This is a genomic window from Curtobacterium sp. NPDC090217 (genome assembly GCF_044746705.1).
In the GTDB taxonomy this organism is placed as follows: Bacteria; Actinomycetota; Actinomycetes; order Actinomycetales; family Microbacteriaceae; genus Curtobacterium.
Genome location: NZ_JBIVCR010000001.1, coordinates 891,953 through 905,601 on the forward strand (window position 1 = coordinate 891,953; position 13,649 = coordinate 905,601).

The window sequence follows — 13,649 nt, forward strand, 5'->3', positions numbered from 1 at the left end:
CCGCACCGAATCCGTGCGAGATCACCGACGATCACCGGAGGACTCCGTGTCACGACCACCACTCGGCATCATCATGAACGGCGTCTCCGGCCGGATGGGGTACCGGCAGCACCTCGTCCGCTCGATCCTCGCCATCCGGGAGCAGGGCGGCGTGCTGCTGTCCGACGGCTCCCGCGTGCAGGTCGAGCCGCTGCTCGTCGGGCGCTCCGAACCGAAGCTCGCCGAGATCGCGCACCGGCACGGCATCGAGCACTGGACGACCGACTTCGACGCCGCGCTGTCCGACCCGCGTTGGGACGTCTACGCCGACTTCCTCGTGACGAGTGCCCGCGTCCCCGCACTCCGCCGCGCGATCGCCGCCGGCAAGGCGGTCTACACCGAGAAGCCCACCGCGGAGACCCTCGACGACGCCCTCGACCTCGCCCGCGCGGCCCGCGACGCCGGGGTCAAGAACGGCGTCGTGCACGACAAGCTGTTCCTCCCGGGGCTCCGGAAGCTCCGCCGGGTGCTGGCGTCCGGCGCCCTCGGACGGGTCCTCAGCGTCCGCGGGGAGTTCGGCTACTGGGTCTTCGAGGGCGACTGGCAGGCCGCGCAGCGCCCGAGCTGGAACTACCGCGCCGAGGACGGCGGTGGCATCGTCGTCGACATGTTCCCGCACTGGAACTACGTCATGGAGGACCTGTTCGGCCGGGTCGAGTCCGTCTCCGCCCGTGCGGTCACCCACATCCCGGAGCGGGTGGACGAGCACGGGGACCGGTACCGGGCCACCGCGGACGACGCGGCGTACGGCATCTTCGACCTCGCCGGCGGGATCACGGCGCAGATCAACTCGAGCTGGGCGGTGCGTGTCGACCGCGACGAGCTCGTCGAGTTCCAGGTCGACGGCACCGAGGGCAGCGCCGTCGCCGGGCTCTTCGGCTGCCGGGTCCAGCACCGGAGCACCACGCCGAAGCCGGTCTGGAACCCCGACATCCGCGACGAGAACGACTACCGCGCCGGCTGGCAGGAGGTCCCCGACAACGAGGTCTTCGAGAACGGCTTCAAGGTCCAGTGGGAGCAGTTCGTGCGCCACGTCGTCGAGGACGCGCCGCACCCGTACGACCTGCTCTCCGGTGCGCGCGGGGTGGCGCTGGCGGAAGCCGGTCTGCGGTCGAACCGCGAGGGGCGACGGATCGACCTGCCGGACCTGCGGCTCGGCGACGGAGCCGCACCGAGCCTCCAGGCCGACGACACACGGGTGACCGCATGACGGACCTGACGCTCCTCGCGCCGGACGGCACCACGGCCGGCGTCCCGCTCCGCGAGGCCCCGACGTGGACGAAGCCGCGCCGGCCGCTCACCAGTCGGGTCGTCTACGCGGCGGCCCACGTCGTCCCGCGCGTCGCGGGCGACAACACCCCCGGTGCCGCAGCGGACGTCGACTGGGACGCGACCCTCGCGTTCCGGCACCACCTGTGGTCGTGGGGGCTCGGCGTGGCGGACGCGATGGACACCGCGCAGCGCAATGCGGGCCTCGACCCGGTCGCGATGCGGGAACTCGTCCGCCGCAGTGCGGCAGAGGCCCGTTCCGTCGGCGGACGCATCGCGGTCGGCGTGAACACCGACGACATCGCGTCCGACGGTGCCACCCTCGACGAGATCGTCGACGCGTACGTCGCGCAGCTCCGGCACGCCGAGGAGCACGGTGCGGTGGCCGTCCTGATGGCGAGTCGGCACCTGGCGCGCGCGGCCCGGACGGCCGACGACTACCGACACGTGTACGAGCGGGTGATCGCCGCCGCGACGCAGCCGGTGGTGCTGCACTGGCTCGGTGCCGCGTTCGACCCGGTGCTCGAGGAGTACTTCGGGTCCAGGTCAGTACCGGAAGCCACGAACACCGTCCTCCGGATCATCGCGGATGCCGGCGAACGGGTTGCCGGCATCAAGATGAGCCTGCTCGACGCGGACGCCGAGGTCGCGCTCCGCTCGCGGCTCCTCGTGACCGCCAGGATGTTCACGGGGGACGACTTCCACTACGTCGACCTGATGTCCGAGCAGGCCGGTCGGCACTCCGACGCGCTGCTCGGGGCGTTCGCCGCGATCGCGCCGATCGCGTCGTCGGCGGTGCAGGCGCTCGACCGCGGCGACGCGGACGGGTTCCGCAGCGTCCTCGGTCCGACGGAGGCGCTCGCTCGGCAGGTCTTCGCCGCGCCGACCTGGCACTACAAGACCGGGATCGCCTTCCTGTCCTGGCTGAACGGCCACCAGCCCGCCTTCACGATGGTCGGTGGCATGCACGCGGCGCGCAGTCTGCCGCAGCTGTCCGAGACCGTCCGCCTCGCGAACGCCTGCGGCGCGCTCGAGGACCCGGACCTCGCCGCGTCGCGCTGGCACGGCCTGCTCACGTTGGCTGGGGTGCCGGTCGGGTCGGCCGGGAGGCTCGGTGTCGGTCCGCGCGGCGGCTCCAGGAACGCGGTGGTCGCGTGAGCACCGTGGCGGGGCGCGCGGGCGCGCGTGTGGGTGGGCGCGCCGAGGCGCACCCGCGCTTGTCGCTCAACCAGGCGACGGTGAAGTCCGCGTCGCTCGCCGAGGCGATCGCCGCCACGCGGTCCGCCGGCATCGGTGCGATCGGGACGTGGCGTGAGCCGGTGCAGGACGTCGGACTTGACGACGCCGCGCGGATGCTCGCTGACTCCGGGCTCCGGGTGTCGTCGCACTGCCGCGGCGGGTTCTTCACGCCCGTCGAGGGCACGGTCCGCCGGGCGGCGATCGACGACAACCGGCGGGCGATCGAGGAGACGGCGGCACTGGCGGCTGCGGGAGCCCCGGGATCGCGAGCGGTGCTGGTGCTCGTCGCCGGGGGACTCCCGTCGGGATCGACGGACCTGGTCGGGGCGCGGGGCAGGGTCGCCGACGCGCTCGCCGAACTCGAACCGACGGCGGCCGCAGCGGGCGTGCAGCTCGCGATCGAGCCGCTCCACCCGATGTACGCGGCCGATCGGGCCGTCGTGTCGACGCTCGCGCAGGCCCTCGACCTCGCCGCGCCGTTCGACCCGGCCGTCGTCGGGGTCGTGGTGGACACCTTCCACGTCTGGTGGGACCCTGCTCTGCCCGGATCGGTCGCGCGAGCCGGGAGGGAGCGCCGGATCGCGTCCTACCAGGTGAGCGACTGGGTCACGCCGATCGCCGCGGACCCGCTGCTGTCGCGCGGCTTGATGGGGGACGGGCACATCGACTTCGGCCCGGTCTCCGAGGCCGTCGACGCGGCCGGGTACACCGGGGACGTCGAGGTCGAGGTGTTCAACCAGGAGGTCTGGGACACACCGGCCGACGTCGTCGCCGAACGGGTGGTCGCGGCGTTCGACGCGTGCGTTCCCGTGGCTCGCCGATGACCGGCGCGTCGGTCGTGCTCGTCGGGGTGCGCGGCTTCGGTGCCGTGCACCTGGCGAACGTCCGGCGGCTGCAGGCGGCGGGCGCGGTCCGGTTGACGGGGCTCGTCGACCCGCTCGTGGTTGATGTCGATGCTGTCGGCGCTCCCCTCTTCCCATCACTCGGCGACGCCTTCGCGGGTGTCGGCGTGCCGGACATCGTGATCGCCGCGGTACCCATCCCCGTGCACGCGACCGCCGCTGCCGAGGCGCTCCGTGCCGGTGCCGACGTCCTGCTCGAGAAGCCGCCCTTCGCCCGGATGGCGGACTTCGAGACCCTGCTCGCCGTGCAGCGCGAGACCGGCCGGGTCGTGCAGGTGGGGTTCCAGAGCCTCGGGTCGCACGTGCTCGACGACCTCGATGTCGACCGGTTCGGCATCGGTCCGGTCCGGCACGTGCGGGCGATGGGCACGTGGGTGCGTCGCGCGGCGTACTGGAAGCGCTCGCCCTGGGCAGGCAGACGCTCGCTCGACGGCGTCGACGTCGTGGACGGGGTCGTCACGAACCCGCTCGCCCACGCGGTGGCGACGGCGCTCCGCATCGCCGGGGTCCAGCGTGTCGAGGACGTGGAGCGTGTCGACGTCGATGCCTACCGGGCGAACGCGATCGACGCGGACGACACCACGGCGCTCCGGATCGTGCCCGCTCCGCTCGACGCCGACCGACCGACCGTCTCCGCTGCCCTGACCCTGGCGGCGTCGGGCCCGGCAGATACGGCACCGGTCGTCGAGGTCGTCGGCGACCGCGGTACCGTCTCCTTCCGGTACACGACGGACGAGGTCGTCGGTCCGGACGGCGCGGTGACCTCGGGTACGAGGACCGACCTGCTCGAGAACCTCCTGGCCCACCGTGCCGACGGCGTCCCGCTGCTGGTGCCCCTCGACTCGACCGGAGCGTTCATGCGGGTCGTCGAGGCGATGCGCACCGCGCCGGAGCCCACCAGGATCGAACCCCGTTTCGTCGAGGTCGTCGGGACCGGCGACGACGCGCACCCGGTCGTGCAGGACGTCGAGCGCTGGGTCCGGGCGGCCGCGGACCTCGACGGGACGTTCGTCGATGCCGGCGCCCCGTGGGCGTCAGCCGCTCGGGACGCCGTGGTGGCCACCGCCGGTGCAGGACCGCTCCTCGTGCTGCAGGACGGCGCCGGGACCACGCCGTCCTCGTCCCCTCGCCCGTTCCTGCACCCTGTCCGGACACTCGGCGGCGTCGAACTCACCGCCCGTCGACCGGCTGACCACGACTGGCACCTCGGGCTGGGGTTCACCGTCGCCGATGTCGACGGGACGAACACCTGGGGTGGCGGGACGTACGTGCACGGGCGCGGGTACGTCGACCAGGACGACCACGGGCGGCAGCGGTTGGACGACCTCGAGGGGGACGCCGACTCGATCACGGCGTCCCTGACGTGGGTCGATCGCGACGGCGCCGACCAGCTCCGCGAGGTCCGCACGATGCGGTCCCGATCGCTCGACGGTGACTGCTGGCTGCTGGAGCTCTCCACGTCGCTCGAACCCGTGGAGGACCTGCCGGTGACGCTCGGCAGCCCCGGGTCGAACGGTCGGGTGCGCGCCGGGTACGGCGGGTGGTTCTGGCGCTTCCCGCCGTGCTCGGGCGTCGAGGTCTCCACGGCCGACGCCGACGGGGAGGACGCCGTGCTCGGCACCCGGGCACCGTGGGTCAGATGGGCGGCGGACTTCGCCGGGACCCCGGGTGCGATCGGGCCGGCGACGATCCTGCTGACGTCCTCGGCGCCTGACCCGTGGTTCGTCCGGGCAACCGACTACCCGGGGATCGGTACCGCGGTCGCGTGGGAGCAGCCCGTCACCGTCTCGCCGGATGACCCCTTCGTCCGCTCGCTCCGTGGGGTCGTCGCCGACGGGCGTCGTCCCGCCGCTGCGCTGCTCCGGCACCTGGCCTGACCGGGGCTCACCGCCGTCGCATCACCGCACGCCAGATCTGGTTCGGCCGGAGGGGTGACCCACCGAGTGGCTCTCGTTCCGCTCCCGGTGCTCGGAGGGCATCGAGGAGCAGGTCGACCCATCGTCTGTGGAGCTGTGGGGCCACCTCGCCGAAGGCCGCGATCGTGCTCGACATCGAGAGTTGCAGGACGGCCACGTCCTCGAGCGCCGCGTCGGGCCGGATCGAGCCGGAGTCCTGCGCGCGACGGAACAGCGACTCGAGGCCGGTCTGGATCTCCGCACGCATGGCGAGGAGCGTCGGCGCGCCCGTGAACCGGGTGGTCATCAGGTCGCTGAAGCCCTCGCGCCGCGCCTCGATCTCGGCGGTCCGGCGGATGAAGGTGGCGAAGCCGCTCCACGGATCCCCCTCGGACAGGGCGACGCACTCGTGCACCAGGTCGAGGACCTCCTGCAACGGTGCCAGGAGGACCTCCTCCCACAGGGCGGCGCGCTCGGGGAAGTGCCGGTAGAGCGTCGCGTTGCCGACTCCTGCGGCCGCGGCGATCGGTTCGAGCGGGGCGTCGAGTCCCCGCTCCGCGAAGGCCGTGCACGCCGACTCGACGATCGCTGCTCGGTTGCGGAGGGCGTCCTTCCGAGGTGCTCTCGCGGGGGTCTCGCTCACGGTCGGAGTGTACGACGGCGATCCGGGAATACGGACAGTGGTGTCCGGATTGAATCGGACACCACTGTCCGTTTCATCACTTGGAGCACCCCGTGCACATCGCCGCCGTCATCCTGTCCCTCGTCCTCGCCGCCGCCATGCTCGGGTCCGGTGTCATGAAGCTCGTCGGCGCGGCGCCCATGCGAGCGAACATGGCGTCGGTGCACGTGACCCCGTCGCAGATGCGCGTGCTCGGGGTGCTCGAGGTCCTCGCCACGATCGGCCTCGTCGCGGGGCTGTGGATCCCGGCGCTCGGCATCGCTGCCGCCATCGGCTCGATCGTGTACTTCGTCGGCGCGATCGTCGCGCACGTGCGGGCGCACGACAAGGGCCTGCAGGGCGCAGCTGCACTCCTCGTGCTGTCGGTCGCGACCCTGGTGGTCCTGCTGCTCGCGCTCTGAACGCGGTCCGGACCGCGTCCGCTCAACGCGTGACGCGGTGGCGGAGGAAGACCGACCCGGCCTCGAAGACGCGGGCCTCGACGAGTTCGAGCTGCCGGTGCGCGCCGGCGTGCGCGAAGTACGGCGTCCCGCCGCCGACGAGCACCGGTGCGACCACGAGCTGGTACTCGTCGATCAGGTCGAGGCCGGCGATCTGGGCTGCGAGCTCGGGGCCACCGATCGCGATGTCGCCGTCGCCGGGGGCCGCGCGCAGCCGGGCGACCTCTTCCTCGATGCCGTCCGTCGCCAGGCGTGCGTTGCCCTCCACCGACGTCAAGGTGCGCGAGAACACCACCTTCGGCAGCGCCTTCCAGATCGTCGTCCACTCGCGTTCGGCGTCGCTCAGACCTGGCACGTCGTCCGCGGTCTCCCAGAACAGCATCGTCTCGTAGAGCTTCCGCCCATGAGGTGCACGTCGACGCCGCGGAGCTGGTCGAGGAAGACCCGGAAGACCTCGTCGTCCGGCTCGCTCCAGTCGAAGCGTCCGTCGGTGTCCATCGTGAACCCGTCGAGGGACGCCGTCATCGAGTACGTGACCTTGTGCATGCGCGACCTCCTCGTCGGCCTTGCCCGGTGGATCGCAGCGTAGCCCGCAACGAGGTGTTGTCCACAGATCACGCGCACCGGCTCCGCCGCGCAGCTGCGTCTCCCTACCGTGACCGCATGCGGGTCGGCGTGTACATCGACGGGTTCGACCTCTACTACGGTGCCCGCGTGCTCTGCGGGCGTTCGACGCCGGGATGGCGCTGGCTCGATCTCCGCACGCTCGCGACGAACCTGCTCGACGGACCGGGCAGTGCGTGGAGGAGTGCGCACGTGTCCCGGGTCGTCTACTGCACCGCGAGGGTCAACGGAGCCGACAACACCGCAGGGCAGCACGACCAGGACACGTACCTCCGTGCTCTCGACCAGAACGGTTCGATCGACGTGCTCGCCCTCGGGAACTACGTCTCACGCGTCGCGACGGCACCACTCGCGACCCCGGGACGTCGTGGTCGCCCCCAGCTGACCCGAGCGGACTGGCCACTGCAGGTGCGCGACCAGTTCGGATCAGATGTCCCCGATGCCACGTTCATGGCCTCCGTCGCACGCCGAGAGGAGAAGGGCTCGGACGTCAACGTAGCGTCCCACCTGCTCATCGACGTCCTCACCGCCCGGATCGACGCGGCGATCGTGATCAGCAACGACAGCGACCTCGAGTTCCCGATCCGGTACGTGCGCACAGTCGTCCCGGTCGGGCTCGTCAACCCGACGCCCGGGTACCCGGCTGGCAAGCTGAACGGAGACGCCACGGATGGCGTAGGAGCCCACTGGTGGCATCAGCTGACTGCTGCGGAGACACGCTCGGCGCAACTTCCGTCGGTGTGCGGCCGAGCGCGGCGACCACCTGGCTGGTGATCCTCGTGTATGATGGGTGACATACCGCCCGGCCCCTCTGGGGCCGGGTTTTCTCATTGCGGACGCGGCGGTCGGGCGCAGTCCGTCAGCGCGTGCTCCAGAAGGAGATCGAGCGGCTCTGGTCTCCGCTCATCACGATCGTGTGCGACGACGCCCGGTCCGCGACCGGCCGGTTGCCCTCGCCGCCGTACCAGTACGAGATCCACCGACGTTGGCTCGGCGACCACCCGACGACCTCGACCTTGTACCGCCCGGCGCTCAACACCGCGCCGAACGTCCCGCCGCGGCCCGGGGACCAGTAGCTCAAGCGGGTGTCGAACGTACTGCCGATGGACTCGCCGTACACGTACACGGTGGCGTTGGTGAAGTCGGTGTCGAGCTGCGGGTTGAGGATGCCGGTGAGCGTGACGCCCTCGGTCGCACTGCCGTCGATCCCGTCGAGCACCGTCTCATCGCGGCCGACCGCTTCGTGCGACACCCGGACGTACGTGCGCGCCGCCGTGGAGCCCGGGTCGCGGTGGAATCCCCACGACTCGTTCCGGAGTGCCGGCCACGAGTCGAGGGTCTCGTCGTGCGCGTTGACCTGCACGCTGTAGTCGTCGCTCGGCAGCCCGTGCACCCAGTAGTGCCCGTCCGGCGAGGTCACCGTGCGCTTCACGGTGCCGGTGTTCCAGCCGCGCACGACGACCGACGCGCCGGAGAGGTCCGCGCCGTACGGGTTGTGCGCCGTACCGCCGATGGACGCACCCCTCCGCATCACGAGCACGACGGTGTCGTGGCCACCCGGTGTGACGACGACCTCGGTCCGCGTCGCCGGGATCGTGTCGTCGAAGCCGTACGATCCCTCGCGCTCGCCGTGGAGCGTCCAGGTCCCGGCAGGGACGTCCCCGAACGTGAGGCGTCCGCGCTGGTCACTCGTCGCCGACGCGGCGGTGCCGCCGTCCGCGGCGCGCAGGTCCACGGCCACACCACCCATGGCGATCGGCTGCTTGTCCGGGTCGGTCAGCATCACGGTGAGCGTCCCGTCGCCGTCCGGGACCGCAGCGCTGGCGGTGACCGGTGCGACCAGCACGCCGATCATTGTCATCGCGGCCGTGATGCCGACCGTCGTCCATCGTCGTGCGGTCATGGTGGGCCCCTGATCCCTGGCGCGGTCACCCCTGACCACGGTGGAGTGATGCTACCGAGGACTCGTGCTCGCGTCACGGTGCGACGACAGGGCAGGCTGGGCCCGTGATGATCTCCGTGGACGACCTCGTGGTCGCGGCCGACGACGTGACCCTGTTGCCCGCGACGACCGTCCGGTGCGACGCGGGGCAGGCCCTCATCGTGCGCGGACACAACGGCGCCGGCAAGTCGACACTGCTCCGCGTGCTCGCCGGGATGCGGTCGCCGACGACTGGGACCGCGACCATCGCGGGGGCGCGGATCTCCCGTCGCGACCCGGCCTTCCGGCGCCGGGTCGCCGCGATGATCGGACTGCCACCGATGGCGAGCGACCTGACCGTCCAGGACCACGTCCGACTCGTCGCCGCGACCTGGTTCGACGCCCGCGACACCGCCGAGACGCTGGCCACGGAGACACTCGGTGCGCTCGGACTGGACACGCTGGTGCGGCGGTTCCCGCACGAGCTGTCGACCGGGCAGCAACAGCTGGTCGGACTGGCGCTCGTGCTCGCGCGGCCGTTCGACGTGCTCCTGCTCGACGAGCCCGAACAACGACTCGACCAGGAACGCCTCGAGATGGTGAGCGCCGTGCTCGGCCGTCGGCGAGACGCCGGCGCGTCCCTCGTCGTCGCGACGCACAGCGACCTCCTCACCGAGCAGCTCGCCGACCGCGTCGTCGACCTGGGCGCCCACCGGTGAGCGCACGCCTCGCTGCCGCCACCGGCGTGTGGCGCCACCGTCAGGCCCGGGACCTGGGGGACCGGGCCTACCTCGCGTACACGCTCGTGCTCGCCGCGCTCGTCGTCGGGGCCCCGATCGGCCGGACCGTGTGGCTGCGGATCACCACGGAGACCAGCTCGTCCGCGCTGGCGTCGTCGGCCGCAGGGACGATCGCCGGGACCGTCGTGCTCGGCATCTGGGCGGCGGCACTCCTGATCGGCAGGAGCCGTGGGCCGGCGGTCGCCCCGCCGTTCCTCGTCCACGCGCTGACCGGGAGCGATCTCCGCCGACGGACCGTGTTCCGGTCGCGGGTCCTCACCGCGGCGGCCGTCGTGGTGGTCGTCGGTGGCGGGATCGCGGTGTTCATCGGACTCGCGCTCGGCTCGCTCGGGTTGGTGTCCGCGCCCGCCGTGCTGGACTTCGCGCTGCGCGGGGCGCTCGTCGGCGTGGTCGCGGTGGTGTGCTGGCTCATCGGTGAGTCGTTCCCCCGTGTCGCCGGGGCGCTCGCCGTGGTCCTGCTCCTCCTCGCCGTGGCCGCGCAGGTCGTGTCCGCTGAGCCGTTCGGTCGATGGGCATGGGTGAGCAGCGGAGGTCCGGTCGTCGCCGCCGACGTGGTGCTGCTCGTCCTCGCCGTCGCCGGACTCGCGGCGGTGCCGTGGCTGCTCGACCGGATCGACGACGCGACGCTCACGGCGCAGGCGGCGAACTGGGACGTGGCGATCGCCCACGCGGTCAGTCTCGACTTCACCTCCGTCGCCGAGTCGTACCAGGCGCTCCCGACGGTCGGGCGGCGGATCGACGGGGTGCGCCGCAGCGCACGCCTCGGGCTGGTCTTCGTCGTCCGCGACCTGGTCGGGGCGGTCCGGACGCCGGCACGGCTCGCGACCGGGGTCGTGACGGTCGCCGGGGCCGGAGCGTTCCTGGTGCTCGCAGCGGTCGCACCCGCTGGCGGCTTCCTCCTCGGAGCCCTCGCCGCGGTCCTGCTGTACACCGGCGTCGGCGCGTTCAGCCGCGGGCTGCACCACGCCGCGCAGGTCACGACGGACCTCCCGCTGTACGGCGTCGGTGACGGGCGGCTGCTCCTCGTCCACAGCATCGTGCCGACCGGAGCGACGCTGCTCCTGACCGGCGGGACCGCGATCGTGCTCGGTGCCGTCGTCGCGCCGGCATCGGTACCCGTGCTCGTCTGGGGTGGCATCGCGCTGCCGATCGTCGTGGTCGCAGCGCACCTCAGCAACGCCCTCCGCGGGCCTGCACCGCTCTTCCTGATGACGCCGGCGCCCTCCGCGGTCGGCGACCCGATGCCGGTCATCCGGGTCCTCTGGGCGATGGACGCCCCGGTCCTGGCGGTGCTCGCCGGTGTGGCCGTGTCGGCCGGAGCGGCGGGGATCGGCGGGTTCGTGGCCGTGGCCGTCGTGCTCGGGTTGTTCCTGCTGGTCCGGTGGTCGCGCCGCACGGAGCACTAGCGCCGCCGGGCCGGACACGAGCACGGGCACCGACTCGGACCGGTCGCTCCGCTCCACGTGCCGACTCGGAACGACGAAGCCGCTGTCGTACGACAACGACGATGTCGTCACCGCGCGCGTGCAACCGTTGCCCGCGCTGGGTAGCGACGAAGTCGCTGTCGTACGACAGCGCAGCTGTCGCACGTTGCGGACGCAACGACCGTGCGGTGGACGGTCACCCCGACGGACGGGAGGCGCGGTGCCAGCCCGCACCGTGCCTCCCGTCCTGCTGCGCGACCGCCCAGAGCACCCACAACGCCCGCAATGGAAAGCGGGATCGCGCGTAGGAGGTCGGAAGAACCGACCTCCTACGCGCGATTCGACCTCCTACGCACGAATCGACCCTCTCCGCCGCGACCCCCCGGAGCGCACCCGGGCCGCTAGCGTTGACGGCATGGACGCAACGGGGGTGACGACGAGCGAATGGTCGCGGCTGCCCGTCGGACGTGCGGAGTACCGGCAGGACACGATCCTCGCGGCGGTGCTCGCCGTCGCGATGGGCGTCTCGACGATCCTCTACGGCTCGACCGGCTTCTACGACGAGCTCGCACCGTGGTGGCTGTCCGTCCTGCTCGTCGTGGCGAACGCCGGACCCCTCGCGTTCCGCCGCCGCTTCCCGATGACCGTCGCGGTGGTCGTGGCGGCGACGTTCGCGGCGATGCAGATCCTGCACGTGCCCGAGCTGTTCTTCAACAACTTCACACTCTTCATCGCGCTGTACACCGTGGGGGCGTGGTGTTCCGACCGTGTCCGCGCCGAGGTGGTGCGCTGGATCGTCATCGTCGGCATGTTCGCCTGGCTGTTCATCGCCCTGTCGTTCAGCTGGTCGGTGCCGAGCGCCCTGCCGAAGACGGGCGACGGACCGGTCTCGCCGTTCATCGCGAACTCGCTGATGTCGATCATCATCAACCTCGTCTACTTCGGCGCCGCCTGGTACTCCGGCAACCGTGCATGGGCGTCGGCGGTCGCGAAGCACGAGCTCGCCGAACGCACCGCCGAGCTCGCGGTCGAGCGCGAGCGGACCGCGGCACAGGCCGTCACGCTCGAACGCGTCCGGATCGCGCGGGAACTGCACGACGTCGTGGCCCACCACGTCTCGCTCATGGGTGTCCAGGCGGGCGCTGCCCGACGGGTGCTCGACCGCGACCCGGACCAGGCGGCGACGTCGCTCGGCGTCGTCGAGGACAGCGCGCGGACCGCGGTGGAGGAACTCCGGAAGATGCTCGGAACCCTGCGGGAGACGGATCGCGACGACCGCGACACCGTGCCCGATGCCCCCAGCACCGAGGGGATGGCACGGCTCGGTGAACTCGCCGAGGCGGCCAGGACTGCGGGACACCCCACGCAGTACACCGTGGTCGGCGACGAGCGCGCGGTGCCGCCGACGGTCGCCGTCGTCGCCTTCCGCATCGCGCAAGAGGCCGTGACCAACGTCCTGAAGCACGCCGGACCGGACGCGCGCGCGGACCTCCGACTCCGGTACCTGCCGGACGCGGTGGAGATCGAGGTGACGGACACCGGGATCGGGAGTCGAGCCTCCAGTCCGGCGGCGAGGGCCGAGGCGGACGGCACCGGGCGGGGCGGGCTCGGCCACGTCGGGATGCGTGAACGGGTCGCCGCCGTCGGCGGCCGCATCGAGATCGGGCCACGCGCCCGGGGAGGGTACCTGGTGCGCGCATGGCTGCCGACGACGTGACCGTGCGGGTGGTGCTGGCCGATGACCAGGACCTGGTGCGCGCCGGGTTCCGGGTCATCCTCGAGTCGGAGCCGGGCATCACGGTCGTCGGCGAGGCGGCCGACGGAGCGACGGCGGTCGACGCCGTCACGACGCTCCGGCCGGACGTGGTCTGCCTCGACGTGCAGATGCCGGGCGTGGACGGGCTCGAAGCGGCCCGGCGCATCACAGCCCTGGACGATCCGCCCGCCGTCCTGATCCTGACCACCTTCGACAACGACGACACCCTGTTCGCCGCGTTGGACGCGGGAGCGAGCGGGTTCCTGCTGAAGAACGCCTCGCCGGAGAAGCTCATCGACGCGGTGCTCACGGTCGCGTCCGGCGACGCGCTGCTGGCGCCGGACGTCACCCGCCGGGTGATCAGCCGCGCGACGGGATCGGCACCAGCTGGAGTCTCGGACGGCGCCGTCCCCGGACTCACCGAGCGCGAGGCCGAGGTCCTCCGGCTGCTCGCGCAGGGCATGAGCAACGGTGAGATCGCGGAGCGGCTGTACGTGGGGGAGGCGACCGTGAAGACGCACGTGTCGAACGTGCTGCAGAAGCTGCAGCTCCGGGACCGCGTGCAGGCGGTGGTCTGGGCGTACGAGCACGGGGTGGCCCGGTCCGGCGGGTAGCTCCCGTCCCGCCCCGCCCGGTCCGGTCCGGTCCGGCAGGGAGG

The 13,649-nt window shown here is 72.2% G+C and carries 14 protein-coding genes; 10 read left to right on the forward strand and 4 right to left on the reverse strand.

Going from position 1 to position 13,649, the window contains the following annotated elements:
• Nucleotides 1–73 precede the first annotated feature (73 nt).
• The 4 genes from ACIPJ2_RS04570 to ACIPJ2_RS04585 are packed head-to-tail and all read left to right on the forward strand — an operon-like array spanning nt 74 to nt 5,326.
• Nucleotides 74–1,249, forward strand: a complete 1,176-nt coding sequence (locus ACIPJ2_RS04570) for a Gfo/Idh/MocA family protein (RefSeq protein ID WP_402728312.1) — start codon at nt 74–76, stop codon at nt 1,247–1,249.
• Entirely contained in the window at nt 1,246–2,466 is a 1,221-nt protein-coding gene (locus tag ACIPJ2_RS04575) for a DUF993 family protein (protein WP_402727750.1), read from the forward strand. Before ACIPJ2_RS04570 ends, ACIPJ2_RS04575 begins: the two co-directional genes overlap by 4 nt.
• On the forward strand, nt 2,463–3,371 hold the full coding sequence (locus ACIPJ2_RS04580; RefSeq protein WP_402727751.1) for a sugar phosphate isomerase/epimerase family protein: 909 nt from the start codon (nt 2,463–2,465) through the stop codon (nt 3,369–3,371). The genes ACIPJ2_RS04575 and ACIPJ2_RS04580 overlap by 4 nt, the downstream gene beginning before the upstream one ends.
• Complete coding sequence (locus ACIPJ2_RS04585) at nt 3,368–5,326, forward strand: DUF6807 family protein (protein ID WP_402727752.1); 1,959 nt, start codon at nt 3,368–3,370, stop codon at nt 5,324–5,326. Before ACIPJ2_RS04580 ends, ACIPJ2_RS04585 begins: the two co-directional genes overlap by 4 nt.
• Nucleotides 5,327–5,333: 7 nt before the next feature.
• Here the strand turns inward: ACIPJ2_RS04585 and ACIPJ2_RS04590 are convergent, their stop codons facing one another.
• A complete protein-coding gene (locus tag ACIPJ2_RS04590) occupies nt 5,334–5,987 on the reverse strand; it encodes a TetR/AcrR family transcriptional regulator (RefSeq protein ID WP_402727753.1) in 654 nt (217 codons plus the stop codon).
• Nucleotides 5,988–6,079: 92 nt separating this feature from the next.
• Here ACIPJ2_RS04590 and ACIPJ2_RS04595 point away from each other — a divergent pair, with 92 nt between their 5' ends.
• Nucleotides 6,080–6,427, forward strand: coding sequence for a DoxX family protein (locus ACIPJ2_RS04595; RefSeq protein WP_281266521.1), 348 nt, complete (start codon nt 6,080–6,082; stop codon nt 6,425–6,427).
• A 22-nt stretch (nt 6,428–6,449) separates the two neighbouring features.
• On the opposite strand, the gene ACIPJ2_RS04600 is transcribed toward ACIPJ2_RS04595, so the two are convergent.
• Together ACIPJ2_RS04600 and ACIPJ2_RS04605 are read right to left on the reverse strand one after the other, a co-directional pair.
• Entirely contained in the window at nt 6,450–6,848 is a 399-nt protein-coding gene (locus tag ACIPJ2_RS04600) for a dihydrofolate reductase family protein (RefSeq protein ID WP_402727754.1), read from the reverse strand.
• Nucleotides 6,809–7,012 carry a hypothetical protein gene (locus tag ACIPJ2_RS04605; protein ID WP_402727755.1) on the reverse strand — a complete coding sequence of 68 codons (204 nt, stop codon included), beginning with the start codon at nt 7,010–7,012 and terminating at the stop codon, nt 6,809–6,811. The genes ACIPJ2_RS04600 and ACIPJ2_RS04605 overlap by 40 nt, the downstream gene beginning before the upstream one ends.
• A 117-nt stretch (nt 7,013–7,129) precedes the next feature.
• Between ACIPJ2_RS04605 and ACIPJ2_RS04610 the strand changes: the two genes are divergently transcribed.
• Complete coding sequence (locus tag ACIPJ2_RS04610) at nt 7,130–7,864, forward strand: NYN domain-containing protein (RefSeq protein WP_402727756.1); 735 nt, start codon at nt 7,130–7,132, stop codon at nt 7,862–7,864.
• 85 nt (nt 7,865–7,949) lie between these two features.
• On the opposite strand, the gene ACIPJ2_RS04615 is transcribed toward ACIPJ2_RS04610, so the two are convergent.
• Nucleotides 7,950–8,993: a carboxypeptidase regulatory-like domain-containing protein gene (locus ACIPJ2_RS04615; protein ID WP_402727757.1), complete on the reverse strand. Its 1,044-nt coding sequence runs from the start codon at nt 8,991–8,993 to the stop codon at nt 7,950–7,952.
• Between the two features lie 107 nt (nt 8,994–9,100).
• Between ACIPJ2_RS04615 and ACIPJ2_RS04620 the strand changes: the two genes are divergently transcribed.
• From ACIPJ2_RS04620 to ACIPJ2_RS04635, 4 genes are all read left to right on the forward strand, one after another.
• The gene (locus ACIPJ2_RS04620; RefSeq protein ID WP_402728313.1) at nt 9,101–9,730 is read left to right on the forward strand and encodes an ATP-binding cassette domain-containing protein; all 630 of its coding nucleotides are present in this window, start codon (nt 9,101–9,103) and stop codon (nt 9,728–9,730) included.
• A complete protein-coding gene (locus ACIPJ2_RS04625; protein WP_402727758.1) occupies nt 9,727–11,217 on the forward strand; it encodes a hypothetical protein in 1,491 nt (496 codons plus the stop codon). Before ACIPJ2_RS04620 ends, ACIPJ2_RS04625 begins: the two co-directional genes overlap by 4 nt.
• Nucleotides 11,218–11,650: 433 nt before the next feature.
• Nucleotides 11,651–12,952: a sensor histidine kinase gene (locus ACIPJ2_RS04630; protein ID WP_402727759.1), complete on the forward strand. Its 1,302-nt coding sequence runs from the start codon at nt 11,651–11,653 to the stop codon at nt 12,950–12,952.
• Complete coding sequence (locus ACIPJ2_RS04635; RefSeq protein ID WP_402727760.1) at nt 12,934–13,605, forward strand: response regulator; 672 nt, start codon at nt 12,934–12,936, stop codon at nt 13,603–13,605. The genes ACIPJ2_RS04630 and ACIPJ2_RS04635 overlap by 19 nt, the downstream gene beginning before the upstream one ends.
• Nucleotides 13,606–13,649 lie beyond the last annotated feature (44 nt).